Consider the following 25,997-nt stretch of genomic DNA (forward strand, 5'->3'; position numbering starts at 1 on the left):
GACAACGGGGACACATGACTATCGAGATCGCGGAAACGGCCAGCCCGTCCGGGCTCGAGGTATACGATTCCATCGAGCAACGCCGCTTGCAGATCGAAGCGCCGGGGACAGTGTCGTTCGATGCGGTCGAGGGGGAGTTCTGTTTCCCGATCGACGAGACGTGCCGACTCGAGACCGATTCGATCACGTTCAATCAGCTCTACTCCGTCACCGTTCACGACGAAACCGGTCGCACGGAGGCGAGTTTCGACGCCAGTGAAACGGTTCAACTCGAGGAACGGACCCAATTCGTGGGGTTGAGCGGCCCGATCAAGCTGTACTGTCGCATCGACGCACCGGGCACGATCGACATCGGGCTGACGTCGATCCGGATTTCGACCGATCGAGAGACGACGGTTGAACTCGGTGCGCGGTCACTCCACGACCGGCCGCGGGGGACTATCACCACACCGCCCGACGTCGAATCGATGATGGAGGCCGTTTCCGCGCTTCCGTCCGCTCTCAAAACGACCTCGCCGGAGCGGACGTGGCCGACGCTGCGCGGCCATCCGCCGTTGCTCGAACTCGGCGACCGACTCGAGATTCCCGACGCTATCGATCCACCGGACGGCGAGATCTCGCTGACCGTCCCGCGGGAGTACGCTTCGGTATATCAGGTCGCTCCGCTCGCGTTCTTCCTCGGGGCGACGATCCGGCCCGGGACCGAGCCGATGCTCGAGACGTCGCGCTTCGAGTACTCGCTCTCGACTCCCCGCTCGTTCGAAGACGAGATGGCCCACCTTCTGAAACGATTCTTCTTTCTCGACGCGATCGTCCGTATGGACGGCATGTTCCGGTATGAACTGCTAGAACGGGCCTCGCTCGAGGACGACCTCCCGTTCGACCTCGCGGAAACATACGACCTGTCGCTTTCTCACCGGCTCAACCGATACCTCGAGGTTCCCTTCGAGGTGATCGAACCCCACGTCCCGCGGTGGCCGCTGACCGCCCACGTGCCATCGGAGCCCGAAAGCGCCTCGTTGCTCCCGTTCATCGTCAACGAACTCGGAATCGTCCGCGAGACGCGGGGGCAGACGCCCGAGTCGATCCCGTCTCCGGAAACGACGAGTTCACAACTCGTTCGGTCGGCGACGACGTATCGCTCTCCCTCGAAGTTCCGGGACGAGCCCGAGTTCGTCGTTCCGGCCGTGACGGGCGAGTCCGTCGAACACGCCTGGTTCGGGGACGGTATTCCCCAGCAGGCCTCGAAGGCGACGCTCGAGGCGTACCAGAGCCAACTTGAACACAGGAAACCGGTCGAGTCGATCGAACTCCTGCTCGTCTGTAACGACGTTCGGATGATGGACGAACACGACTCGCTCGACGGCAGCTACGGCAATCGGGAGGACCTCCCCTTCGAAATCGACTCGAAGTTCGGCGTCGGTTCCGAGCAATTGGCCGCGCTGCTAACCGACGGTGGCTACGACTTCTTTCACTACATCGGGCACGCGACCGAAGACGGACTCCGCTGTCCCGACGGGGACCTCGACATCCGAACTCTCGAATCGGTTGACCTCGGCGTCTTCTTCCTGAATGCGTGCCGGTCATACGAACAGGGGCTTGCACTCACCCGCCGCGGCGCGTTCGGCGGCGTCGGCACGTACGCCGATGTCATCAACGAGGACGCCGTCACGGCCGGCGAGACCATAGCCAGACTGCTCAACCGCGGCTTCCCGCTTCGGGGGGCGCTCGAAATCGCTCGAGACAACGCCATGCTCGGAGAGCAGTATCTCATCGTCGGCGACGGTTCGACGGATATCGCCCAGTCGGACGGCGGTGCGCCGATGCTCGTCGCGATCGACTCTCGCGACGGGGACGGATACGATTTCTCCGCCAAATCGTACTCGACGAAGGAGTTCAAACTGGGAACCACGACGGCCTCGCCTATCGATTCGGTGTCCGACTGTCACCTCACTCCGAGCCACACGCCGCAGCTGCCGGTCGAGACGATGGAGCTTCAGGAATACCTCACCTGGACGGAGTTACCGGTCGTCGTCGACGACGAGTTACACTGGAACGACGGCATCGGAACGTCGCTACTAAATTGAGAACGAGGGTCTTCGCGACGGCGGACTCGATACGGTTCAGTTTCTGTTCACGACGGAACGGTTCGAAGCGATTCTCTCCCGATATCAGGGTCCCACTTGGGACATGCTTCCCGCTGCGACCGACCCTGCCTGACTGAGCAGGACGAACAGGGTGAACAGCGCGCCGATCATTCGGGGGTGCTTTGCGAGGTAGTCTTTCATGCTGTTTTTCGCGGACATCGCAATCCAATGGTTGTTTCCAATGGGAATAAATTTATCTAATAGTTACATATAGTAATTATTATGTTTCAACGAGAACGGTTCTCGAAAGGGGAGACGGCAGTCGGATTCCGGTTTTCAGCGGCTAGTCAGCGATAGTTCCGTACTCGATGACAGTGGCGTGTCGTTACAATAATACCACTGATTCGGACCAACGACAGCCGCGACAGCCACAACTGCCGGCCGTTCCGATGGGCCAACCCGCTGGATCGTCGCCAGCCCCGCACCCGATAACCGGAACGCCCACCGATCGAAGCCGGAGAACCGCGAGCGACGCGGTTCGATACCGCTCGAGGACCCGTCGAACGACGCGGTTCATCCGGCTCACCGCGGCGCTCCTGCTGATCACGAACCCCGCGGTCGAGTCGGTCGCGCGACGATCGATCCGTCGTTCGATCTCGGCAGCCAACGCGATTGCCAGCGCCCCGAGGTTTCGATCGCACCGACCGACGATCGATGCGCGCGTCGCCTTCGAGACGCCGGCCGCGATGTCGGCCGATCCCGTGGAACCCCCCTCGAGAGACGCCGGGAGAGCCGTTCGCATCGCTCGTGTCGTATTTCGGAGTCGCTCAAAAACGTTCTCGGCTTTCGCACCGATCGAGAACCGAGTCGCGACGCGAAGAACGGACAGCCGCGTTAGTGTGCTCGTTGCGGTGCGACCGGCTCGAACGCGTTCGCGGTCCCGTTGTCGGCAGTTCCGTCGTCCGACGAGTTGGTACCGTCCGTGCTTCCGTCGTCGGTTTCGTTGCCGGTCGTTTCGTTACCCGCCGTCTCGTTGCTCGGCGTTTCGTTACCGGGCGGATCTTCGACCTCCTCGAGGTCGCCGACGCTGACGGTGTCGCCCTCCACCACTTCGCGCTCGGGAACGGCCGTCTCTCCGGTGAACTGCTGGAAGCCCTGTTCGCCGGACGCGAAGACGCTGACGGTGTAGTTGCCGGTCGCCTCGACGCTACTGTTGGTGTAACCGTCCTCGACGCCGAGTTCATCGTTGGTCGCGTACGGCACCTGTAGCTCGTAGGTCCCGTCCTCCGAGATACCGGACTGCTGGGTGTAGTTGAACGTCCGCCCCGAATCGGTCTCGAGTTCGACTCTGGCCGAGACCGTGGCGTTGTCGGTATCGGACACGTTCGTCCCCTCGAGATCGCCGGCGATCGTCGCTCCCTCGACGCGTTCGAACGTCTTCACGGCGGCCGCGCTCTTGGCATCGAAGACCTGCACGTTCGGCTGGTTCTGAAGCTGTGCAAGCTGTGATTGGGTCACTCGCTGGTTGACGGCCACTGCGGGTTGTCCCTGACCGGGAGATACCTGATTGCCGTTCCCGTCGACGTGGATGACCTGTCCGCTGTCGTCGACCTGCGCGTAGCTGACGAAGAACGCCGTTCCCGCGCTGGCGTCCTCGTGGACGAGCCGGTAGTGCTCCATGCCGCTGGTATCGTCGAAGTACAACTGCGACAGCATCGTGTCGTCGTACGGCAGGTCGCCGTAGACCTCCCCGAGTTCGCTCGCGTTGATCGGCTGGCCGTTGTAGTCCTCGGGCGTCACGTAGTGGGAGTAGTTCGGCCCGGACCACTGGGTGATCGCGCCGAACTTCGAACCGGCCATCTGGTAGTCGGCCATCACGTATCGAATCGGCTCCTCGGAGTCGCTCTGAGCGGCCGCCTCGCGGAGTTCCTCGTCGGAGCGATCGGCGACCGGCTCGCCCGCGGCGATCGCGTCGAGAACCAGTTCACCGCGCTCCTCGGACTCGGCGGTCAGGAACGCCGACGATGACTGCGCATTCTGCTGGAACGGGTTCGAGTGCGGAATCCGTTCTGCCTGGGTGGTTATCAGGTGGCCGTAGTCCCACCACGACATGACGCCGTAGGCACCCTCCGGATACTCGTGATCGCCGTCACCCGGATTGTACGTCCCGTAGTAATCGAGTTGATCAGCGTTCGATGCATTACCGTAGTTCCCCGGCGCGGGGGTGTTCTCCTGCATCCACTCGTTCGACCCCTCCCACGTGATGGAGGAGGAATGCGGGCCGGTCTGTTCGCCTTGACTCCACGCGGTCGCCTGCGCAAGTGGCGGCAGGAGCGGCGCGAAGAGGAGCAGGACGACGAGTAGGACGACGATCACCTGATAGGTTTCGACCTGTCTGATGGAATCGAGGCTACTCTCGAGGTCGAGGTCAAAGAGGCGGGTGATTTCCGCGACGAACGCCGCGTTGACTACTGCGACCGCGAGCGTGAGGTAGTACATGAAGCGCACCTGCGTCGCGGCCATGCTGATCAGGAACAGCGCCCAGACGATGACCAGCGTGTGCTCGGCGCGGAATTTGCGACCGAGGAGCGGCCGAATCGCGAGGAATGCCAGCCCGGCGAGCATCGTGTAGAACGCGCTCCCGAACTCGGTGAAGACGCGGTCGAAGAAGTTCTCCGGCGGCTGGGCCTCGGCGATGGTGAGGTCAGTGGCCGTCCCGCCGAACGGGAGCATACGACGCGTCGCGTTCCCGATGATCGAGTCGAACAGACTCGGGACGGCGAGCCACATCACGACGAACGTCGCAGCGATGAGTCCGCCGATTGCGACGGGGTAGTATTGGCGCTCGAGGTCACGATTATTCCATTCTCGCGCGAGCCAGGCCATGAAGACACAGCCGGCGGCCACGAGGAAAGCGGTAAGCGGCTGGAGGAGACCGAAACTCGTCGAGCTCGTACTTCCTGGTCGCTCCATGAGCAGGATCGTCAGGAGGGCCGTCACGCCGAGGCTCACCGCGCCCACGAAGGCGACGTGATCCGGCGAGACACCGCGGAGATAGTCGAGACAGAGCTGGACGGTGAAGAAGATGGCGAAGATACCGATCAGGAGGATCGCCGACGGCCAGACCCAGATGTAGAGCGTGAGCGCGAGTCCGGCGAGAGCGCTGTAAATAGCGGGCGTCCGGAGCGCGTCCCAGTCCCTGTCGACGACCAGTTCGTAGATCGGCTTCTCGCGTTCGGCGACGGTAAGCGCGACCATCATCGCGAGGATCGCGATCGCCATGAACAGGACCTCGCCGACGTGGTGGTCGAGCTGTCCGACTGTCGATCGAGAGAGGAACTGTCCCTTCGCGAGTGCGAGGACAAGGACGGAGACAACGCCGCCGAGCGTGCCGCCGAGCCGCCGACCCGCGTAGAAGACCGGGATCGCGACGAGCGCGGCCATGACCGGAATCGAGAGCAGCGAGACCGTATAGAGGGTCTGCTGTGACGGATCACCGAGTCCGATGATCATCGCGACAGTGACGATGAGTTGATCGAACAGCGTCCCGAACTGGCCGACGTAGTTTCCGGTCGGGAACCCCGTCCAGACCTCGTACGGCATCGTGTGCGGGTAATTTTCCGCCGTCCAGTTGATCGTCCGCCAGTGATACCAGGAGTCGACCCCCGCCAGGGCGGGCGTGCCGTCCTCGGTCACGAACCGGCTGTACGACTGGGTTCGCAACCAGACCATAAACAGCATCACGGCCCCGATCACGGGAAGGTGATACCAGTCTCGGAACGACTCGAGGACGGACGTTTCGGTCCCGTCCTCGACACGTTCGGTGTCGGTGCTCATTAGGTTGCACCAGACGCAAGTCAAGAATAAGTCTTGTTGTATACTCGCGCGCCGTTGCTATCTCGAGTCCAACCAGGGGTAATTCGGTGATTGTCTTTGATACGTGAGGAACGTGTTAGCAGCTCCGAGTGAACGAAAAAGCTTATTCAGGCGTCACCGAAAGCCGTTTGCGATGAAGGTCTCCGTCGTCATCTGTACTTATGCGATGGAACGCTACGACGTCTTTTCCGAGTGTGTCGACAGCGTTCTCGCACAGACGTACGAGCCGCTCGAGGTCGTGATCGTGGTCGATGGGAACGATGCGGTTTTCGAGCGCGTGCAAGATGATTACGGCGGGAGAGAGGACGTCGTCCTCCACTGTAACGACGAGAATCAGGGGATTTCGTACAGTCGGACTCGAGGGGCCGAGATCGCAACTGGGGAGGTCGTGGCGTTTATCGACGACGACGCCGTTGCTGAGCCGGATTGGGTCGAAGAGCTGGCTCGAGTGTACGAGGAAAGCGACGCGATCGCGGTCGGCGGCCACGCGAAACCGGACTGGGTGACTGAGAAGCCTGACTTCTTCCCCGAGGAGTTCTACTGGCTGGTCGGCTGTGACGAGCGCGGGATGGGCGAGCACATGGAGGAGTTGCGGAACACGTACGGCTCGAATATTTCGTTTCGGCGGGACGTGTTCCTCTCGGTGGGTGGCTACGACGAGAACACGGGTCGCCACGGCGATCGGCACATCCAGGCCCACGAAGCGCCGGTCTGTATTCGGATGGCTAACACGTACGGGAAAGGCGTGATCTACAATACGGATGCCGTGGTCCACCACAAGTTGTTCGACTACCGCGGTGACTTCCGCTGGCTCGTGTTCCGGTCGTTCTGGCAGGGCTACTCGAAGCGGATTATGGATCTGCTCTTGCCCGAAGCAAAGGGGGACAAGAACGAGTACTTGGGGCAGTTGCTGCTCGAGTACGTACCGGATCGGTTGTCGGAGCTGGTGCGGCGACCCTCGAGTGCGAAGGCACAACAGCTCGTGACGATTGTTATCTTTACCGCTGCGGTCGGCTTCGGCTACCTGTACGGACTGGCCGATGTCGATCGATCGGAGCTGACTCTTGATCGCGATGCGGCGGTCGACGTCTGACAGAGACGCAATTCTGTTCTGTCCTCGAGAGGAGCCTCGATTATCTTCTTACGACTTGATGTACTCTATCGCCGATTTCGATCGAATATCCGCTCGAGAACCGTTACTGGTCGAGTTCCAGGATTCCACCGAGATCGTCGCGTCGATCGTCCGTGAGGTACTCCTGGTAGTAGCCCAGTCCGCGGACGCCGGTGAGGAACCTCGAGAGCGCCCCGAAAGCGAATCGATCGCGCGTCTCGAGGTCGGGATCGGGTAACTTGACACCGCTTGGTCGCGGCGGGACGCCCGGCGTGCCGTATCGGTCGGAATAATATCGCTGGAGCTGGCAGAGTCCGCGGCCGACGCGGCGGTCCTTTCTGACAAGTTCGGATAGGGTGTTTCGTGTCGGGTGATACATCGTGACGTCCTCGGCGAAGTGCATGTCATAGCCCGCTTCGTGGACCCGGTTGCCGAACTCTTTGTCGCCGCCGGAGACGAGTCGGTGGTCAAAAAGGCCGACGTCTTCCAAGACCTCGCGGCGGACGAAAAGGCAACAGGTGGGGGCGAACTGCTGGTACTCGAGATACTGCTTGACGGGAAAGCCGGTGTGGTGATCGTAGCGAGCGGCGAGCGTCGGGGTGTCCGGGAGCGTGAGTTCGACGTTACAGCCCATGTAGTCGGCGTCTCGAGTTTGGAAGGTTTGGAGGGCCGACTCGAGCCAGTCCTCAGAGACGATCATGTCCGCGTCGACGAAGGCGAGGATGTCGCTGTCGGTGTTTCGGATACCGGTGTTGCGGGCGGCATAGGAGGACTGGATCCCGGTCTCGTGGTTGAGGGTAAGCCGATCATCGTCATATGACTGGACGACCTCTGGGGTACGATCAGTGGAGTTGTTATCGACAACGACTATTTCGTGGTCGTGGCTGGTCTGTAGGGTGAGAAAAGACTCGAGGGTGGTCGCAATGCCCCCAGGATCGTTGTAGACTGGGATAATAATCGAAATCATATATATTTTCCCTGATCTGAGCGACGTTGTGAAACCGTCTCCCGAATCGCACCATAACTTTGGGTGAGTTTCAGGGCGTACTCAAGTAGGTAGAATCCGGCGAGCAACGGTATTGAGGTGCCGTGGCCCGAGAAATGTCGGCGGAGACGGAACGGACTTGGTGGAAGGAAATTGAGCGGGTTCAGTGGGTGGTGAGAGATGTCGGCGTCCGGGTAGTACCGCCACTTCTGTGCCCGTCCGCGACCGATCCGAAGTGCTTTCGAACGAAGCGCCTCCCAAGAGTCCCGCGCCGGGTGGTACGCGGTTACGTCTCCAGCGTAGCACTGTTTGAAGTCGGCGTGGTAGACTCGTTGACCAAACTCCTTGTCGCCACCGGATTCGAGTCGTTCGTCGAAGGATCCGATGTCCTCGAAGACGTTGCGTCTAACTGCGAGCGCACAAGTGGGAGCAAAGTGTTTATATTCGACATAACTTTTGATCGGAAAGGAAAACGACTGCTCGTATGCTTCCCAGAAATTAGAGTCGTCGGCGATGATCTCGACGTTACAGCCGAGGTAGTCACAGTCACGTGACTCGAAGAAAGTTATCATATCTCCCACCCAATTTTCATTCACCCACATGTCGGAGTCAATGAAAAGTAAGATGCTTCCTGAAGAGTGCTCAATTCCCGTATTTCTAGCGGCATAAGAGGACTGAACAGTGGTCTCCTCAAGCGGAGTGATCCATTCTGGATGTTGCTCCGCCAACCTGTGAACGACTTTTGCGGTCTCATCCGTCGAATTGTTGTCTACTGGAAGTATTTCGTATTGGTTGTACTGCTGGTTAAGCAAAGACTTGAGCGTCGTTCGAACTCCGACAGGATCATTATATACCGGGAGAATAACGGAGACCGGTTCAGGGGTAGAAGAGTTAGTCGACATCCCGTCTGCTGTGATTGAAATCACTGAACCAATATAGTGGTTCTGGAACTCTTCAGACTTGTTTAGACGCTATAGAGAAGAGTCACTCCAGAAACTAACCATCCCAAGACCAAGAGTTACGTAGTGTGTTCTCTTGACTTTTCCGCTTCGCAGACCGTCTTGTAGCACTGGCCAAACGCGTTGTCTTGGCGAGCCCACACCGGCAGTCAAGAAAGGTGATGGCGGCTACGCCGATGGGTGCTCGTAGCGATCCACGGCCTTCGGAAATATCTTGATCTTTCATACCGGCGGCTCCTTGATGTGTTCGTTTGCGGATCGACCGCCGTATATGGCCAATAACGGTGTTCATCAAGTTGAATCACCGTCTCGTCAAGAGCGACGTGATTCGGATTTCCGTCATCTACTGGCTGTAGATCGTACTTGTGAACCCAATCGTGGACCGCCTTACGACTGCGTTCGACACCAATTTCTCTAACCCCGAACAGCATTCGAAAGTGAAAGTCCAGCAAGATGGGATCAAATTCGTGCCACCTCACTTTTCACGCTTAACGAAACAGCGCCTATACAAGATTACTCGCTGTTAATCATGACAGCGGTTTCGTCGACATCGACCCGCGACGGTGATGCTGTCGCGGGTCGCATCCGGTGTTATCAAGTCGAGAAACTTAGTCCTAAATTCCCCTGTAAGTGCTTTTAGCGGCTAATTCATCGGGAATAGTTGTGTCACTCATAGTGGACAACTAGTCTGGTAGAGCCGGAAGGTGAACGACCTAACTGTGTCGCCATCGTTCTCTCAAAATCTTCCAAATCTGCGTCGTAGTTCTCACTGGGCGGGTCTGCGAGCATTAACCAACTCAATATTACGACCTTCTCACTTCTCAAACTGGCTTAACTATACAGTGCCAACACGACCAATCACTTACTCCCAGTCGCTAACTCTGCTGAGAACCGTAATCAGTTTATTGAACACCATCATTGCTATCTAACAATGCGTGTCTCAATCGTCACCCCTGATCTCTCACACAATTGTCTAGGACGGTCCTACGTACTTGCACAATTACTAGAGAAAAATCACGAGGTTGAAATTATTGGACCCCAATTTGATGCTGAAGTCTGGGGCCCCTTGAGAAATGCATACAGATACAAAGGTGTGAAAACGAGCAAGCGAGTGTATCGCTTTGCGGCTTCGATTCCAGAACTACTGACGAAGATAACAGGAGATGTTATTTATGCTTCCAAACCGAGAATGAACAGTTACGGATTGAGTTTGCTGAAAGCACTACGAAGCGATTATCCCCTTGTTTTGGATATAGACGATTGGGAGTCTGGGTTTGCATATCACGGATCACAACTGGGTGCATATTTGAAGGGAATCCCGTTTCTAGCCCATGCGAATTCGTTTTATTATACGCGATTATTCGAGTCACTTACTAACCTCGCCGATGCCCGAACGGTATCCAACCGATTTCTCCAAGAGAAGTTCAGTGGGACAATTGTCCCGCATGCTCGAGACACAGATTCGTTCGATCCGAAACGGTTTGACAAACAAAACATCAGAAAGGAACTAGACTTACCCGCCAACAAGTTCATAGTTATGTTTTCTGGTACACCGCACCCATACAAAGGAGTCGATGATCTCGCCAAAGCCCTATCACGAATCGAATGTGTCGAAATCAAAGGTATTGTTGTCGGAGCAGACGATTCTAACTATGTTCGAAAAGTGAAACACATCGCTGGTGATTCAATTACCATCCGGGGACGACAACCATTTGACGAAATACCCAAGTGGATCGCAGCTGCAGATATGATTGCGATTCCCCAACGTAATACCCCGGCAACTAGGGGACAGTTGCCTGCAAAGGTGTTTGACGCGATGGCAATGGCAAAACCAATCGTAGCAACCAATGTCTCCGATCTGCCGATTATTCTTGAAGAATGTGGCTTGATTGTGGAACCCGAAGCACCAGAACAACTCCGCGACGCAATTCTCAAAGTATTCTCTGATAAGATACTGCAAGAAGAATTAGGACAGTCTGCTCGCCAAAAATGCATCCAAAAGTACAGTTACGAGGCATTAGCGCCGGTGCTAGACGATATTGTTTTAGACGTTGTATCGAAATATCACACCTCAAACAAATAACCGCGAAGGGCACTGTCTAGTTGAGTCAGTTTGAGAAGTGAGCAGGTCGTTGAGTTTCTTGTCCAAAGGTACTCGCAGACCTGCTCAGCGAGAGCTATGTGGCGGATTTAGAAGAATCTTGGGAGAACGAGCGGACGGCGACACCCGTCAGGGCGTTTGCCGTCCGCCTCCACGAAACTGGTTGTTCTCTTCGGGAGATAACAACGATTTAGCCGAATTAGGCGTTGAACGCTCGCATGGGGAAGTCTGGAATTGAGTACATCGGCTAGCTGATAGTAGTTACGACCCGCCAATGGCGATGCCGTCAAGGGTCGCAGTTGATGAGACCACTGTCAAAATCAATGGCGAGTGGACTTAGTTGTACGCTGCAATAGACATCGAGACAAAGTTGATTCTCGACGCCGCGCTGTTTTGTCGGCACGGCACCCGTTGCTCGCTATGTGCCCGAATCTGTCTAACGGCCCTGCTATCAATAGTTATAAGGAGTTGCTGAAAAACAAATCTTTGAAGATGCTTTCGAAAGTCACCCAATCTATTCGGGCACGTGGTTTCACTCCTACGGCGGTTCTTACATATCAAATGGTCCATAACCGAATCCAAAAAGTGCTGTTTTCACTTCATCGCTCATTCTTTGGCTCGTCTCCCCATACACCACCCACAAATTGGAACGACTACGAAAATCTGACCAAGTATGCAACTAGACCGACAGATATCAATGACCATCTCCACCGTTTGTTTGTAGAAGGTGTTCGGACCGATCCAAATACAATAGTAGAGCTTGGCGTTCGTGGCGGTGAATCGACGCGTGTATTTTCTGCCGTCGCTGACCGTACCGGCGCACAGATTGTGAGTGCCGATATTGACCCCTGTGACAATGCTACTTCGTATCCGAACTGGCAGTTCGTGCAGTCCGACGACGTCGAATTTGCGAACCGATGGGAATCGTGGTGTGAAGACAATTCTGTGGATTCGACTATCGGTCTACTGTTTGTTGACACATCCCATCTATACGATCACACAGTAAAGGAGGTTGAAGTATGGTTGCCGAAGCTCGCTCCCGATGGTGTTGCTATCTTCCACGATACCAATCTCACCCGATTCTATCGACGACGAGACAATTCGCTTGGAGAAGGGTGGGATAACGATCGCGGTGTGATCCGTGCGCTCGAGGATTACTTCGAGTGTTCGTTTGACGAGACAGAACAGTTTACGACTGTGATCGACGACTTTCTGATTGAACACTACCCTCTTTGTAATGGACTGACCGTACTGACGCGACTACCCGATAAATGAGAAGGGTTTAGCGATGAATCTCTCGAAATCTGTATTTAAGCTATTCAGCGCACAGGTCGTTGTCCAAATCATCGGGTTCCTTGCCCTCGCCATATTCGCCAATATCCTCTCACCAACTGACCTTGGGATTTTTATCACGTTTCAGGCGTTCATCGGTATTCTGGGTATCCCTACGACTGCCGCGATCGCGCCAGCAGTCGAGAAACGATTGAGCGAAGGGAACCGTCTAGTTAGCGCGGTTTGAGAAGCGAGCAGGTCATAGAGTTGGTTTGGAATGATGCTCTCAGAGGTGCTCAGCGAGAGCTACGCGGCGGAATTTGATGAATGTTGGGAGCGTGAACGGCGCAGTGTTCAGATAAGGATTGAAAAGTGTGGCGTAGCGTTTTCTGAGTGATCTATGCCCGAAAACGCTAGCTTCAGCGGTAGTATCGACCAACTAAACTTAGATTTTGTGGAGCGAGAAGCGAAACCGCGACTGCTGGTGAAGCTGAGTATTCAGTTGCGAAGTAAGATATCATCAGACGGCTCTAGAGAATCACTAGACTGCGTCGACTTCTGGGGGTATAGATTCGACGACTTGAGGAGCTGCTCTGGGGCAATTTAGTTACAATCCCGAAGGAATCCGTGATAGCGGAGTAATTGGACTTTGCCACAGACACGCTAACACCACTCAACCTAACGCCGTATGGCGATTCACCAAAACCGCTCATTCGTATGTTTTTTTTACTGCCGGTGTGTACCTACGGATATGTCCTTGGACTCTGCGGACTCTAATATCGTCGTGTATACCGCCATCTTCGGTGATTACGATGTACTCATTGATCCAGAAGTCATCGAGTCCGGCGTCGATTACGTCTGTTTTACCGATGATGAAAGGCTCACGTCCGACGTCTGGGAGATAAGAAACGTGACGCCGATGACCGATTCGGCGCTCTCCAATCGCCGCATCAAGATTCTCACTCACGAATATCTGGAGGAGTACGATATCAGTGTCTATATCGACGGAAACATCCAGATATTGGAACGGGTCGAACCCCTTGTCGAGGATTATCTCTCGACCGCGGACTTTGCTCTCTACAAGCATCCGAAGCGAACCAGTGTCTTTGAGGAGGGGGAATCGTGTATCGAGCAGAACAAAGCGGAAGCAGGTCCCGTTTGCGAGCAGTTGAAACACTATCGCGACGCGGGATTCCCCGATGATCGCGACCTATCAGAGAATCGCATTCTCTTCCGTCGCCATCAAAACCCCGAGATCAAAGACGTAATGTGGTCCTGGTGGCGTGAGGTTTCAGAGCGAGCGAGTCGAGACCAACTGAGTCTGATGTTCGTGTTGTGGAAGCATGACCTCGAATACAACCTGATCCCTCATTCGGTGCGGGACGCGCCGCAGTTCGCCATCCACCCGCATCGTCCCGATGGGTACCTCGGATCAATCTGGCCGTACTGGATGTCGATAAGAACGGATCCCGATCCGGGGCTCTTGAAGAATACCGGATTTTATTTTGAGAGATCGCTCTCCGTTTTGAAAAACGAGGGATTCCTTGCGCTGCTATCGAAATCAACCTCGTTGCTCGTGAGAACTCTCGCTACCCAAATAAAAGAGATCGGCGATCGACTGGGAGTGATCGGGCCCGACCAGATCTACTCCGATGAGTACTATGCGAAACGAAGACAGGACCCGTTTCGGAGTGAATCACATGAGATCGCAGATGCGCTCGTTGAACGGTTCCAGCCCAGTAGCGTCATCGACTATGGATGCGCGATCGGCACGTACCTGGAACGGTTCGAGGAACACGGTGTGACGATCAACGGCGTCGAAGGAAACTCAGCAGCCTTCCGTCACGCTGTGGTCCCGAACGACCGTCTAGAACAACACGACCTTCGACAACCGTATGAGCCGGACGACTACTACGACCTCGTATTAAGCGTCGAGGTTGCGGAACATATCCCCGAGAGATACGCCCGAACCTTCGTGAACACGCTCGCCAAATCCGGTGAGGTCGTCGTATTAACCGCTGCTCCTCCCGGACAGGGCGGTACACATCACGTCAACGAGAAACCGCCGGAATACTGGATACAACTCTTCGATGACCACGGAATGGAGTACGACCGTGAAACTACGGACGAACTGAAAGAAGAGATCGTTGTCGACTCCCTGTATCACGTTCCCGAGAACATAATGGTCTTCAAAAAGACGGATCTATGATTCGCTTACCGTATGAATCTTCTACGATCGCTGGTTCCAGCGCCTGAAGACGGGGACGGACTCACCAGCAAAGTCCTCAGTGGAGGGGCTTGGGTTAGCTCTCTGAACATCCTCAATCGACTTCTAGAGACGTTCAAACTGATCGTCCTCGCACGGCTGCTTTCTCCCTCGGATTTCGGTCTAATGGGTATCGCCCTCCTCACGTTGGCGGCACTGGAACAACTCTCTCAGCTCGGCGTTGATCAAGCCCTGATCCAGGAGGAGAAGGACGACATCGACCGATACCTCTCGACTGCCTGGAGCCTGAAGATCGTCCGGGCCGTTCTGATCATCTCCGTCCTCTATGTGACATCGTCCGCTATTTCGAACTTCCTAGGGGAACCACAGGCAAGACCCATCCTCCAAATGATTGGGATCACGTATCTATTTCGAGCGTTCATGAATCCAGCCACGGTTTACTTCGAGAAGAACTTGGATTTCCGCAAGTTCTTTTCACTCAAGTTCTCTTCGGTAATCGTCGATGTGGTCGTCGCAATCGTGTTCGGCTTCATCTTTCAGAACGTCTGGGCATTAGTGGCCGGAATACTTGCCAGACATCTCACACAACTCCTCGTATCGTACCGCATCCATCCGTTTCGGCCGTCTCTCGAATTGGATACGGAGAAAGCAAAGGAGCTATTCGGATTCGGAAAGTGGATCTGGGCGTCCGGAATAACGACGTTCGTTTCGACACAGGGCGACGACGGATTCGTCGTCTGGCTGCTCGGTGCGGACGCCCTCGGTTTCTACCAGATGGCGTTCCGCCTCTCCAACGCGCCCGCTACAGAAATCTCCAAAGTTATTTCTAAAGTCGCGTTTCCAACCTACTCCGCCCTCCAGAACCAGAAACAACGACTCAGGAGAACGTACCTCAACACGCTCGAGATCACGTTTTATGTTACCGCACCAATGGCTGTCGGCATAGTGGTTGTTGCCCCCGAATTCACCGTTGTTGTACTAGGCGAAGAATGGGTGCCAATCGTCCCAGCACTACAGGTGATGGCGGTGGCTGGTTTCGTCCGCGGAATCGCGACTACCGGTGGAGCGATCTTTAGGGGCACGGGGGCTCCCGAGTGGGACTTCAGAATGAACTTACTTCGCGCAATAACGATTCTCTTGACGATCTGGCCGCTCATGAACTACATGGGGATAACAGGTGCGGCGATCAGTATCACACTCGGTATCGGAATCACCATCCCGGTCTGGCTCGTCGTGAGCCGGCGTATCATCTCGGCTCGATACAGTCAGTACGCGAATAGAGCCGTGATTCCATGCGTCAGTTCTGGCCTGATGGCGATCGCTGTTCAAGCCATACTCTCTGAGGACGTCGTTGGATTATTAGCAGGCATTTCGACCGGAATTCTCTTCTATTTCCTCTTCAGTACGTTACTGTATCGATACATCCGGCCGCACCCGGTATCCGTACTTAAAAACTTCACAGGACCGTCCGAATGAGAAACGGTCGACACTAACCCACCTACACCTCTCTCAGTACACCAACTGCCTTGTCGATGAATCAATCTGGTTCGCAGGATCAATGCTTATACATCGCTACTGGAAGTCGCATCGTGTTCACCTATGGTGATTTTTGGCAGGTAAAACGACGAACTATCTCTTTCTCAAACTATTTTAATAACGCCAAATCAGAAACCGCTAACGAGTGGCTAAGATCATTCGTCTTCGCATGGAATCAGCTTATCTGAACACTATCTTCACCGGTACACTCACTCCTATGACGCCCGAACCAATGGCTCGTACCACTCCCGGTTTGCCTGGTACCACTCAATGAACTCGCCGACGCCCTCGGCGATCGTCCGCGAGGGCTCGTACCCGATCAATTCTCCAGCCTTCTCCACGGATGCGTGGGTGTGCTCGGCGTCAGCCTCCCGCGCAGATTCATACACGATCTCAAGTTCGGGCACGAGCTGGTCGCGCACCGTCTCAGCCAACATCTGGATCGATATATTATCCGAACTCCCGATGTTTAACACGTCGCCGTCAACCGCGTCCGACTCCAAAAGCGTCCGATTGGCGTCCACCACGTCATCCACATATGTAAAATCGCGCGTTTGTTGTCCGTCTCCGTAGATCACCGGTGGCTCCCCGTTAATACACCGCGAGACGAAGTTGGAGATCGCCATGTTGGGGCGCATCCGCGGACCGTACACTGTGAAGTACCGCAGGCAGACAGTTGGCAGGCCATGTAGCTCTGTGTACACCCGCGCCATGTGTTCTTGGGTGAGTTTCGTCACCCCGTAAGGGCTCACGGGCTCGGTCGGATGGTCCTCCTCGTAGGGCAACGAGTGCGGCTTGCCGTACACTGACGAGGAACTCGCAAGGATCACCCGCATTACGTCCGCCTCTTTCGCCGCCTCAAGGAGGTTCACGGTCCCGTCGACGTTGATGTCGGTTACCTTTCGAGGATGCTTCACGCTCTCGCGCACGCCCGCCTGCGCGGCCTGGTGAACTACAACGTCCGCGTCGGTGACGACCTTCTGGACGGTCTCAGTGTCCCGAACGTCTCCCTGGACAAACCGGTAATCGGCGTCGGCCTCGTCAGCCACCTCGCGGTGGACCGAGAGCGTGTGGCGTTTGATCCCCTCCGCGTAGAAGGGTTCAAAGTTGTCGAGGATCGTCACGTCGTGACCGTCGGCGAGGAACGACTCGGCGAGGTGGCCGCCGATGAACCCGACCCCTCCCGTCACGAGGATTCGCATGCCCACCCTTCCGACAGCCAACATAAAACACATGCGGTTCGCCGAAATCGGAGTCTCATCTGGAACTGACTTCGACGGTTCCCGAGAGATCGTATTTCTCGCGGAGACTATGCAGAAATGCAGCCGCCGGGTCAGTACCGTGCCGACCGAACAACGCGATATCGAGGATCAACTTTGTCTCGATATCTATTGTAGCGTACAACCAAGACTACTCGCTGTTGATCTTGACAGCGGTTTTGTCGACAGCGACCCGCTTCGGCTTCGCCTCAGACAGGTCGTGTCCGCTGTCAGCCAGCCGGTCTGATGGAGGTGGACGGCGAACGCCCTAACGGGCGTCGCTGTCCGCTCGTTCTCCCGAAATTCTTCTAAACCCGTGTTATAGCTCTCGCTGAGCAAGTCTGCGAGCATTCTAACCAATTTACTCAACGACCTGCTGACTTCTCAAACTGGCTCCACTAGGCGGTGCCTCATGTTTTATTAGTTCAACAAAATTATAACCATTGACAGTAGATACCACGAATATGATCCATGGTGTAGAGGTCAAAGACCTCCAAGTAAACGCCGACGAACGCGGTCACCTCGTGGAAGTCTTCCGCGAGGATTGGGAACTCTACGATCCCGGCCCAGCGATGTCGTACTATTCGATGACCTATCCCGGAGTCGTCCGCGCTTGGCACCGCCATCTCGAGGGCCAGATCGACCACTTCATCTGCCCGAAGGGGCGGATCAAGGTCGGGATCTACGACGACAGAGAGGACTCCCCAACACAGGGTGAACTGGACACGTTCGTCATCGGCGAGCACAACCAGAAGGCCATCCGCATTCCGGGTGACTGCTGGCACGGGTTCAAGGCGATCGGCGATGAGCCGGCGTTCCTGCTCAACTTCCCGTCGAAGCTCTACGACTACGACGAACCCGACGAGGAACGAATCCCCTACGACACGGACAAAATACCTTTAGACTGGGACGAAGAACCGAGCGGATAACCAATGAAAGGTGTCCTTCTATCGGGCGGGACGGGCTCGAGACTCCGTCCAATCACCCACACCGGTCCGAAGCAGCTCGTCCCGGTCGCGAACAAACCGGTCCTCGAGTACGCGATCGAGGACCTCAAGGAAGCTGGCGTCACCGAAATCGGCGTCATTCTCGGCCACAAGGGCCGCAAGGAGATTCAGGAACTGCTCGGTGATGGCAGCGACTACGGCGTTGAAATCACGTATATCGTCCAAGGAAACCCATTAGGACTTGCCCATGCGGCGGGCTGTGCTCGAGACTTTGTTGGTGATGACGACTTCGTAATGTACCTCGGCGACAATATTCTCAAACAGGGAATCGCAGAACTCGTCGAGAGCTTCGAGCGAGGCGACTACGGGGCAGGAATCGCGCTTCAGGAAGTCGATACCCCGGAACAGTTCGGGATCGCTGACGTCGACGATGAGGGGACTGTCACGCGACTTATCGAGAAACCCGACGATCCACCAACCAATCTCGCACTTATTGGAATCTACGTCTTCTCGAACGAGGTGTTCGACGTCATCGAGCGTCTCGAGCCATCCTGGCGCGGCGAACTCGAGATTACGGACGCAATCCAGACCCTGCTCGAGGACGGTCATTCGATCGACTCTCATGTGGTCCGCGGCTGGTGGAAGGACACAGGCAAGCCCGAGGATATTCTTGAGGCAAACCGACTGGTACTCGAAGACAATCACCTTGAATGTGCTGGCTATGTCGCACCCGATGCGACAGTCGACGGCCGAGTCGATCTGCACGAAACAGCGAAGATCGAAGATGGCGCGGTCATTCGCGGCCCCGTTTCAATCGCCGAAAACACGGTAATCGAGTCCGGGACGTACGTCGGCCCGTATACGTCAATCGGGCAGAACTCGACGCTTGAGGGCGTCCATATCGAGAACAGTGTCGTCATTGGTGAGTCGTTGATCGAGACGAGCGGTAAGATCGTGGACAGTCTCCTCGGTCGTGGCACAAATATCGGTCGCGCAGACGACGAACTCCCGGAAGGGCGGAGACTCGTTGTCGGTGAAAATTCACAGCTCAAACTCTAACCATGCGCATCATCACGCACACCTGTACGGAGTGTAGAACGGTCGTCTCAGCGAACGAATTAGAGGCCAACCGTGTCATGAAATGTCCGGGGATCAAGTGCGAGAACGTGCTCCGGTTTGCAGATCTCCCGGCAGACGACCGCGAATTCTTCCTCGAACACGCAGAGCAGTACGGACTTTAGAAGTGGTCCTCAATCGCCCGTAAATCGTCCTCAAGCGTCGGTTGGGGACGTCCCAGTTCGTCTTCGACGGCAGTCACGTCGAGACACGTATATGAAGGTCGGCCCGCCGCTCTCGTCACGTCAGATTGTTCGCTCTCACGAATTAGCGTTTCGTTTGCATCTTGTATGCGGGCGACCTTGTGCCCGAATTCGTGCGGCGTCACGCATGATCGACTCGCAATATGATATACGCTCTCCGCACCTGACTCGAGGAGGTCAAGGATCGTCGCAGCCGCCTGACCTGCCCGAGTCGGTGTGAGATGCTGATCGACGAACAGCGGAACCTCGTCGCCCGCTTGTAGTGTATCGCGAACCCAGGATGGAAAGCCGACGAGGTCGTTCGTATCTCCACGAACCCCGTAGACGAACGACAACCGAGTAACCAAGTTCTCACCATCGACAGCTCGGACGGCTTCTTCACCGGCGAGCTTCGATTCACCGTATACCTGAATCGGCGCTGTCGATTCCATTTCGTCGTACGGTGCCGTCGCTTCGCCGTTGAAGACATAATCCGTCGAGATGTGAACGAACTGAATGTCACGTGTCGCAGAGCTACGAGCGAGTTCTCCAGGGGCAGTTCCATTGACGTCGAACGCCCTTTCTCGGTCAGACTCACAGCCATCAACGTCCGTCATTGCAGCGCAATTCACCACGGTGTTGGGCAGATATTTGTCCAGTAGTGTCTGGAATTCCGCCGTGTGACGGATATCGTGCTGTTCGAGTGGGATTTCGAACGATGGAGCGGTTGAATGATACGTCCCAACTACGTCGATCGATTGCTCAAGGCACTGGCCTACGAGCGCACTCCCGAGTAATCCACTTGCACCGAGAACGAGCACCGTCATATACGACCTGCCTTCCCGAAACTGTAAATACGTGCTGGGATGCAGGTGATCATATGCGAATACTCGTTACTGGTGGCGCGGGATTCATCGGCTCTAACTACGTACGCTATCTGCTCGAGAACCGAGAGGACGAAGTCGTCACACTGGACGCGCTGACCTACGCTGGTTCACTAGACAATCTCGAGGGGGTTCTCGAGCAGCCGAACCACGAATTTGTCGAAGGGAATATCTGTGATCGCGAACTCGTCCACGATCTCGTCGCGGATGCGGATGCAGTCGTCAACTTCGCCGCTGAATCGCACGTCGATCGGTCCATCAAGGGCGCAGGTCCGTTCGTCACAACGAACGTCGAGGGAACCCAAATTCTCCTTGACGCCGCGGTCGATGCAGATCTCGATCGATTTCTCCAGATCTCGACGGACGAAGTATACGGACAGATCCTCGATGGGACATTTAGCGAAGACGATAAACTGAACCCGCGAAACCCGTACGCAGCGACGAAAGCCAGTGCCGATTTGCTCGCTAAAAGTTACTGGATTACGCACGATCTACCTGTCCTCATCACCCGCACCTGTAACAACTTCGGCCCACGGCAGCATCCAGAGAAACTCATTCCAAAATTCATCCGGAAGGCCGCTGCGGGTGACGATCTCCCCGTATACGGTGACGGATCAAACGTCCGTGAGTGGATCTACGTCGAGGATAATTGTCGCGCACTCGATCTCGTCCTCCGCGACGGCGACCCCGGAGAGGTGTACAACATCGGGTCTGGCGAAGAGCGAACAAATCTCGAGGTGACCGAGGCGATTCTCGACGCTGTTGGCGGATCGAAAGACCAGATTACGTTCGTCGAGGACCGGGCAGGTCACGACCAGCGGTATGCACTCGAGACGGACAAAATCAAACGTCTTGAATGGAAGCCGTCTTGGTCCTTCGAAGAAGGGTTAGAACGAACCGTTAAGTACTATCTCTAATCACATCTATAATCCCAATTCTCATGAAATGATCTCTGATATGATGTTTACCTCCAGCCCAAAGACATATAGTAATCAAGTATTATCGATGGGAATATGCAAGCAGTCGTGTTGGCCGCAGGCAAAGGAACCCGCCTTCGGCCCCTTACCGACGACAAACCCAAAGTCCTCGTCGAAGTCGACGGCAAACCCCTTATTGAGGACGTCATGGACAACCTCATCGAAATCGGTGCGACTGAGTTCGTCCTCGTCGTCGGCTACATGAAGGAGAAGATAATAGAACGCTACGGAGACGAGTACAAGGGTATTCCCATCACCTACGCCCACCAGCGCGAGCAGCTCGGCCTCGCCCACGCCATCCTGCAGGCTGAGCCACACATCGACGACGACTTCATGCTCATGCTGGGTGACAACGTCTTCCGATCGAATCTCGGCGACGTGATCAACCGCCAGCAAGAAGAGCGCGCCGACGCCGCCTTCCTCGTCGAGGAAGTCCCCTACGAGGAGGCCTCCCGCTACGGCGTCCTCGACACGAACGAGTACGGCGAGATCGTGGAAGTGATGGAGAAACCCGACGATCCGCCGTCCAATCTCGTCATGACCGGCTTCTACACCTTTACGCCGGAGATCTTTCACGCGTGCCACCTCGTCCAGCCCTCCGATCGCGGCGAGTACGAGCTGCCCGACGCGATCGATCTGCTCATCCAATCCGGCCGGACGATCGACGCGATCCGGATGGACGGCTGGCGCATCGACGTGGGGTATCCCGAAGACAGGGACCGAGCCGAGGAGCGACTGACCGACGCCGAGGTCGCGGCACCGACCGAATAACGACAGCGCCCCTTAGAGACCGCCGATTGAAACCATCTTTCCGCTTCTCCAATTTCACTCGAGCGATGCCGAATCCTCATATCCCCCCACGCCGACCCGTCGCTCGAGCGCCCAGACGAGTACCGCACACAGCCCGGCGACGAGCGCCGGCCAGCGGTCGGTGCTCAGGTAGAGCCCGCCCGACGGCAGCCGGTACTCGGTCAGCGGCCAGAAGGCGGCGTAGGAGTACCCCGTCGGGGTCATGAGGCCGAGATCGAGGACGTGATGTGACGCCGCACCGATCGCGACGAGCACGACGACGTCCCGGCGGTACTCCGGTGCGAACAGGAGCGAGCCGAAGAGCGTCACGACGATCGTCCCGCCGAGAAGGTGGAGGGGTGCCCACGAGAAGGGGATCTCGAGCAGGTAGCTAACGAGTTCGTCCGGAAACAGGAGGTTGATCTTCGTGAAGTCCGGAGAGAGCGCGCCGAGCATCACGAGCGTCACGTGCGCTCGCTGCAGCCGCTCGTACCGAATCGACAGGAGCGTCCCGATGACGTAGCCGACGAGAACGTGCGTGAGGACGTCAGTCACTGCGATCACCACCACTCGCGCCGCCTCGAGTCCCGGGGATCACGTCCCGAAGGGAGAGCGGCTCGTCCCGCGGGACGAGCGCGAACCGACCGAAGTCGAAGCGCCAGTCGCGGGCGAATCGACCGAACGCCCAGAGCCCGCCGAAAAACGAGACGACGAGCATGTAGGCAGTCCCGGAGACGTCGCCGATCGTCGTTCGCTCGACGACGAGGGTCGACTCGTCCTCGAGGTGTCCGAACGCGCTCACGCGGTCACCCTGCTCGAGGGGCGCGTCCGAGTTCTGGAGTCCGTCGTCCGCGTTGACGAGGGTGAACCTGCCGTAGCCGCTGGCGCGCGTCGCGATGACGACGGGGTCCGTGTCGACGACGCGACCGCCGAGGACGACCTGCTCGCCCACGTAGGCCTCGCGGTTCGGGGTGACGTCGACTTCGTCCGGATAGCCGCCGCTCATCAGATCGGAGGGGACCGCGCCCGCCCACAGGACGAGCCCGGCCAGCACGGCGAGGAGGACGACGCCCGCCGCGAGTCGGCCGCGGTGGCCGAAGGGTTCCTGCATGTGTCTCTAGGAAGGTCTCGAATCGCAAGAATAGTTTTCGTGTTGGTAAGGGTCGCCGATCGGGACGAGTGGGTGCGCAAGAGACTCTCGGAACCGACCGGCGGGGACGAGTCGACGAACCAGGCCGATCGCGGTCCGTTCGAACCCAAAAACGTCTAACGTCCACCCCGCATCCCGTCCCCTATGAACGTCTCCATCGTCGGCAGCGGCTACGTCGGCACCACGATCGCCGCCTGTCTCGCCGACCTCGGTCACGACGTCACGAACATCGAGATCGACGATGAAATCGTCGCGACGATAAACGCCGGGGAGGCACCGATTCACGAGTCGGGTCTCGCGGAGCGAATCGCCGAGCACGCGGGCACAAACCTCCGCGCGACCACGGACTACGACGCAGTCCGCGACACGGACGTTACGTTTCTCTGTCTGCCCACACCCCAGTCCGACGACGGCAGTCTCGATCTCGCGATCATGCAGGCCGGTGCGGAATCGCTCGGCCGCGCGCTGGCTGAGAAAGACGACGAGCACCTCGTGGTCGTCAAGAGCACGGTCCTGCCCGGCACGACCGAAGATGTCGTCGGGCCGATCCTCGAGACCGAATCCGAGACGCGGATCGGCGACGGCCTCGAGCTCGCGATGAACCCTGAGTTCCTCCGGATGGGGACCGCGGTCGAGGACTTCCTCGAGCCGGACAAGGTCGTCTTCGGCACTGCGAGCGAGGAGGCAGCCGCGACTCTTCGGGAGCTGTATGAACCTATTCTGGCGCGCGAGGAGACGGACCTCGTCGAGACCGACATCCGCGAGGCCGAGATCATCAAGTACGCGAACAACGCCTTCCTCGCGTCGAAGGTCTCGCTGGTCAACGAGCTCGGGAACATCGCCAGGGAGTACGACGCGGACGCCTACGAGGTGCTCGAGGCAGTCGGGCTCGACGACCGGATCTCCGAGCGGTTCATGCGCTCGGGGCTCGGCTGGGGCGGCTCCTGTTTCCCCAAGGACGTCAACGCGCTTCGCGCCGGTGCTCGCGAGCAGGGGTACGACCCCGAACTGCTCGATGCGACCGTCGCGGTCAACGATGAACAGCCGCGACGGCTCGTGGCCCTGCTCGAGGAGCACGTCCCGCTCGAGGGGGCCCGAATCGCGGTCCTCGGACTCTCGTTCAAGCCCGGAACTGACGACGTGCGCAAGTCCCGCGCGCTGGACGTGATCGAGCATCTCCGGGATCGCGGCGCGGCGATCGTCGCCTACGATCCGGTCGCGATCGAGAACGTTCGGCCCGACTTTCCCGAGATCGAGTACGCGGAGTCCGCCGAGGACGCGCTCGAGGGGGCCGACGGCGCAGTCGTCGCGACCGACTGGCCGGAGTTCGACGACGTGTCGTTCGAGGGAATGGCGCGTTCCGTCGTGGTCGACGGCCGGCGGATCGAGATCGACGAGGACGCTCTCGAGGTCTACGAGGGACTGACCTGGTGACGAGGCGGTGGCCGCGTCGCAGCCCGTCCGACGTAAAAAGCCGACACTGCTCAATCAGTAGCCTTTTGCGGGTACGCGGGCGAATACTGTCCGATGGAAGATGACGCGGTACGTGCGGGCTCGAGCATCCTCTCGGACGGCGCAGGGGAGGTCGCCGTGACCGAGGACGCCCGCGAGATCTCGCCCGACGACGTCTGCGTTCTCATCCCGACGCTCGACGAGGCGGCCACGATCGCCGACGTGATCGAGGGCTTCTACGAGCAGGGGTACACGAACGTCGTCATCGTCGACGGCAACTCGACCGACGGCACTCGCGAGATCGCTCGCGAGCACGGCGCCGAGGTGCTGGTCCAGTCCGGTGACGGAAAGGGCCAGGCCGTCCGCGAGGCCCTCGAGTACGTCACCGTCCCCTACGTGCTGATGGCCGACGGCGACGGAACCTACGATCCGGCCGACGCCGACAAGATGGTCGAACCGCTCTCGCGAGGGTACGAGCACGTGATCGGCAACCGCTTCGCCGAGATGGACGACGACGCGATGCGCGCGTTGAACGGCTTCGGGAATCGGATGATCAATCGCGCGTTCGGGTTCGTCCACGGAGCCAACTACGAGGACATCCTCTCGGGCTACCGAGCGTTCACCGTCGAGTCGTTCGAACGGCTCTCGCTCGACTCCGACGGGTTCACGATCGAGACCGAACTCGCCGTCGAGTGCGTCAAACACGGCGTCGAGACGACGGTCGTTCCGGTCAGTTACCGCGCCCGGCCCGACGAGTCCGAGACTAACCTCCACCCGGTCAAAGACGGCGGGACGATACTGCTCACGCTGTACTCGCTGGCCAAGACCAACAACCCCCTGTTCTACTTCGGCAGTCTCGGGGTCGCTGGCATCCTCTCGGGCAGTCTCATCGCGGTCTACGTCCTCTGGGAGTGGATCCAGTACACCCAGAGCCACGAAGTCATGGCTCTCGCCTCGGCGGCCGCCATCCTGCTGGGCGTCCAACTCCTCATGTTCGGCGTCCTCTCGGACATGCTCGTGACCCTCCACCGCGAGCAGCGGCGGCGACTCGAGCGGATCGCTCGAGAGTCGAACGACGAGTGACGGC

At 57.5% G+C, this 25,997-nt stretch carries 23 protein-coding genes and 6 pseudogenes; 18 read left to right on the plus strand and 11 right to left on the minus strand.

The genetic code is table 11. The features are described from left to right. The first annotated feature begins 14 nt into the window (after nucleotides 1–14). Nucleotides 15–2,087: a hypothetical protein gene (locus tag CP556_RS12925; protein ID WP_098726001.1), complete on the plus strand. Its 2,073-nt coding sequence runs from the start codon at nucleotides 15–17 to the stop codon at nucleotides 2,085–2,087. An 84-nt stretch (nucleotides 2,088–2,171) separates the two neighbouring features. On the opposite strand, the gene CP556_RS26650 is transcribed toward CP556_RS12925, so the two are convergent. The 3 genes from CP556_RS26650 to CP556_RS12935 form a co-directional block, all read right to left on the minus strand. Continuing rightward, on the minus strand, nucleotides 2,172–2,306 hold the full coding sequence (locus tag CP556_RS26650; protein ID WP_255291454.1) for a DUF7503 family protein: 135 nt from the start codon (nucleotides 2,304–2,306) through the stop codon (nucleotides 2,172–2,174). A gap of 166 nt (nucleotides 2,307–2,472) precedes the next feature. Next, a complete protein-coding gene (locus CP556_RS12930; protein ID WP_098726002.1) occupies nucleotides 2,473–2,889 on the minus strand; it encodes a hypothetical protein in 417 nt (138 codons plus the stop codon). A 92-nt stretch (nucleotides 2,890–2,981) separates the two neighbouring features. Next, the gene (locus CP556_RS12935; protein ID WP_098726003.1) at nucleotides 2,982–5,924 is read right to left on the minus strand and encodes an oligosaccharyl transferase, archaeosortase A system-associated; all 2,943 of its coding nucleotides are present in this window, start codon (nucleotides 5,922–5,924) and stop codon (nucleotides 2,982–2,984) included. A gap of 172 nt (nucleotides 5,925–6,096) precedes the next feature. Between CP556_RS12935 and aglG the strand changes: the two genes are divergently transcribed. Next, a complete protein-coding gene (gene aglG / locus CP556_RS12940; protein ID WP_098726004.1) occupies nucleotides 6,097–7,056 on the plus strand; it encodes a glucosyl-dolichyl phosphate glucuronosyltransferase in 960 nt (319 codons plus the stop codon). Between the two features lie 103 nt (nucleotides 7,057–7,159). Here the strand turns inward: aglG and CP556_RS12945 are convergent, their stop codons facing one another. The 3 genes and pseudogenes from CP556_RS12945 to CP556_RS12955 all read right to left on the minus strand — a co-directional run. After that, complete coding sequence (locus tag CP556_RS12945; protein ID WP_098726005.1) at nucleotides 7,160–8,041, minus strand: glycosyltransferase family 2 protein; 882 nt, start codon at nucleotides 8,039–8,041, stop codon at nucleotides 7,160–7,162. Next, nucleotides 8,038–8,985, minus strand: coding sequence for a glycosyltransferase family 2 protein (locus CP556_RS12950; RefSeq protein WP_343124874.1), 948 nt, complete (start codon nucleotides 8,983–8,985; stop codon nucleotides 8,038–8,040). Before CP556_RS12950 ends, CP556_RS12945 begins: the two co-directional genes overlap by 4 nt. Nucleotides 8,986–9,263: 278 nt before the next feature. Then, a pseudogene (locus CP556_RS12955) lies at nucleotides 9,264–9,474 on the minus strand (IS6 family transposase); the annotation flags it as partial. Between the two features lie 475 nt (nucleotides 9,475–9,949). On the opposite strand from CP556_RS12955, the gene CP556_RS12960 reads away from it, so the two are divergent. The 9 genes and pseudogenes from CP556_RS12960 to CP556_RS25325 form a co-directional block, all read left to right on the plus strand. After that, entirely contained in the window at nucleotides 9,950–11,101 is a 1,152-nt protein-coding gene (locus CP556_RS12960; RefSeq protein WP_098726007.1) for a glycosyltransferase family 4 protein, read from the plus strand. An 80-nt stretch (nucleotides 11,102–11,181) separates the two neighbouring features. Next, nucleotides 11,182–11,528, plus strand: a pseudogene (locus tag CP556_RS12965) (transposase domain-containing protein); the annotation flags it as partial. A gap of 11 nt (nucleotides 11,529–11,539) precedes the next feature. After that, on the plus strand, nucleotides 11,540–12,394 hold the full coding sequence (locus CP556_RS12970) for a class I SAM-dependent methyltransferase (protein WP_098726008.1): 855 nt from the start codon (nucleotides 11,540–11,542) through the stop codon (nucleotides 12,392–12,394). Between the two features lie 13 nt (nucleotides 12,395–12,407). Continuing rightward, nucleotides 12,408–12,638: an oligosaccharide flippase family protein gene (locus CP556_RS27235; RefSeq protein WP_098726009.1), complete on the plus strand. Its 231-nt coding sequence runs from the start codon at nucleotides 12,408–12,410 to the stop codon at nucleotides 12,636–12,638. 33 nt (nucleotides 12,639–12,671) lie between these two features. Further along, nucleotides 12,672–12,755: pseudogene (locus tag CP556_RS25315) on the plus strand (IS6 family transposase); the annotation flags it as partial. A gap of 36 nt (nucleotides 12,756–12,791) precedes the next feature. Further along, nucleotides 12,792–12,896: pseudogene (locus CP556_RS25320) on the plus strand (IS6 family transposase); the annotation flags it as partial. Nucleotides 12,897–13,142: 246 nt separating this feature from the next. After that, nucleotides 13,143–14,600: a glycosyltransferase domain-containing protein gene (locus CP556_RS12980; RefSeq protein ID WP_176548188.1), complete on the plus strand. Its 1,458-nt coding sequence runs from the start codon at nucleotides 13,143–13,145 to the stop codon at nucleotides 14,598–14,600. Between the two features lie 12 nt (nucleotides 14,601–14,612). Next, a complete protein-coding gene (locus CP556_RS12985) occupies nucleotides 14,613–16,094 on the plus strand; it encodes a lipopolysaccharide biosynthesis protein (RefSeq protein ID WP_098726011.1) in 1,482 nt (493 codons plus the stop codon). Between the two features lie 131 nt (nucleotides 16,095–16,225). Continuing rightward, a pseudogene (locus tag CP556_RS25325) lies at nucleotides 16,226–16,342 on the plus strand (IS6 family transposase); the annotation flags it as partial. A 27-nt stretch (nucleotides 16,343–16,369) separates the two neighbouring features. Here the strand turns inward: CP556_RS25325 and CP556_RS12990 are convergent. Together CP556_RS12990 and CP556_RS12995 are read right to left on the minus strand one after the other, a co-directional pair. Continuing rightward, a complete protein-coding gene (locus CP556_RS12990) occupies nucleotides 16,370–17,356 on the minus strand; it encodes an NAD-dependent epimerase/dehydratase family protein (RefSeq protein WP_098727396.1) in 987 nt (328 codons plus the stop codon). 73 nt (nucleotides 17,357–17,429) lie between these two features. Beyond that, a pseudogene (locus CP556_RS12995) lies at nucleotides 17,430–17,764 on the minus strand (transposase domain-containing protein); the annotation flags it as partial. Between the two features lie 113 nt (nucleotides 17,765–17,877). On the opposite strand from CP556_RS12995, the gene CP556_RS13000 reads away from it, so the two are divergent. From CP556_RS13000 to CP556_RS27240, 3 genes are read left to right on the plus strand one after another with little or no spacing between them, the layout of a single operon-like run. Next, a complete protein-coding gene (locus CP556_RS13000; protein WP_098726012.1) occupies nucleotides 17,878–18,342 on the plus strand; it encodes a dTDP-4-dehydrorhamnose 3,5-epimerase family protein in 465 nt (154 codons plus the stop codon). A gap of 3 nt (nucleotides 18,343–18,345) precedes the next feature. After that, nucleotides 18,346–19,419, plus strand: a complete 1,074-nt coding sequence (locus tag CP556_RS13005; protein WP_098726013.1) for a glucose-1-phosphate thymidylyltransferase — start codon at nucleotides 18,346–18,348, stop codon at nucleotides 19,417–19,419. A gap of 2 nt (nucleotides 19,420–19,421) precedes the next feature. Further along, on the plus strand, nucleotides 19,422–19,601 hold the full coding sequence (locus CP556_RS27240; RefSeq protein ID WP_098726014.1) for a hypothetical protein: 180 nt from the start codon (nucleotides 19,422–19,424) through the stop codon (nucleotides 19,599–19,601). On the opposite strand, the gene rfbD is transcribed toward CP556_RS27240, so the two are convergent. Continuing rightward, nucleotides 19,598–20,485 carry a dTDP-4-dehydrorhamnose reductase gene (rfbD, locus tag CP556_RS13015; protein ID WP_098726015.1) on the minus strand — a complete coding sequence of 296 codons (888 nt, stop codon included), beginning with the start codon at nucleotides 20,483–20,485 and terminating at the stop codon, nucleotides 19,598–19,600. The two genes, CP556_RS27240 and rfbD, sit on opposite strands and share 4 nt — an antisense overlap. 53 nt (nucleotides 20,486–20,538) lie before the next feature. Here rfbD and rfbB point away from each other — a divergent pair, with 53 nt between their 5' ends. Beyond that, nucleotides 20,539–21,459, plus strand: a complete 921-nt coding sequence (gene rfbB / locus CP556_RS13020; protein ID WP_098726016.1) for a dTDP-glucose 4,6-dehydratase — start codon at nucleotides 20,539–20,541, stop codon at nucleotides 21,457–21,459. A 96-nt stretch (nucleotides 21,460–21,555) separates the two neighbouring features. Further along, nucleotides 21,556–22,290 carry a UTP--glucose-1-phosphate uridylyltransferase AglF gene (gene aglF, locus CP556_RS13025; protein ID WP_098726017.1) on the plus strand — a complete coding sequence of 245 codons (735 nt, stop codon included), beginning with the start codon at nucleotides 21,556–21,558 and terminating at the stop codon, nucleotides 22,288–22,290. Between the two features lie 54 nt (nucleotides 22,291–22,344). Here the strand turns inward: aglF and CP556_RS13030 are convergent, their stop codons facing one another. Together CP556_RS13030 and CP556_RS13035 are read right to left on the minus strand one after the other, a co-directional pair. After that, nucleotides 22,345–22,872, minus strand: a complete 528-nt coding sequence (locus CP556_RS13030) for a metal-dependent hydrolase (RefSeq protein ID WP_098726018.1) — start codon at nucleotides 22,870–22,872, stop codon at nucleotides 22,345–22,347. Beyond that, the gene (locus CP556_RS13035; protein ID WP_098726019.1) at nucleotides 22,856–23,419 is read right to left on the minus strand and encodes an OB-like fold-containing membrane protein; all 564 of its coding nucleotides are present in this window, start codon (nucleotides 23,417–23,419) and stop codon (nucleotides 22,856–22,858) included. Before CP556_RS13035 ends, CP556_RS13030 begins: the two co-directional genes overlap by 17 nt. Nucleotides 23,420–23,602: 183 nt before the next feature. Between CP556_RS13035 and aglM the strand changes: the two genes are divergently transcribed. Both aglM and aglJ read left to right on the plus strand, forming a co-directional pair. Beyond that, entirely contained in the window at nucleotides 23,603–24,892 is a 1,290-nt protein-coding gene (gene aglM / locus CP556_RS13040) for a UDP-glucose 6-dehydrogenase AglM (protein ID WP_098726020.1), read from the plus strand. A 93-nt stretch (nucleotides 24,893–24,985) separates the two neighbouring features. Further along, nucleotides 24,986–25,993 carry an S-layer glycoprotein N-glycosyltransferase AglJ gene (aglJ, locus tag CP556_RS13045; RefSeq protein ID WP_098726021.1) on the plus strand — a complete coding sequence of 336 codons (1,008 nt, stop codon included), beginning with the start codon at nucleotides 24,986–24,988 and terminating at the stop codon, nucleotides 25,991–25,993. The last annotated feature ends 4 nt before the right edge of the window (nucleotides 25,994–25,997 follow it).

The organism is Natrinema sp. CBA1119 (assembly GCF_002572525.1).
GTDB lineage: Archaea > Halobacteriota > Halobacteria > Halobacteriales > Natrialbaceae > Natrinema.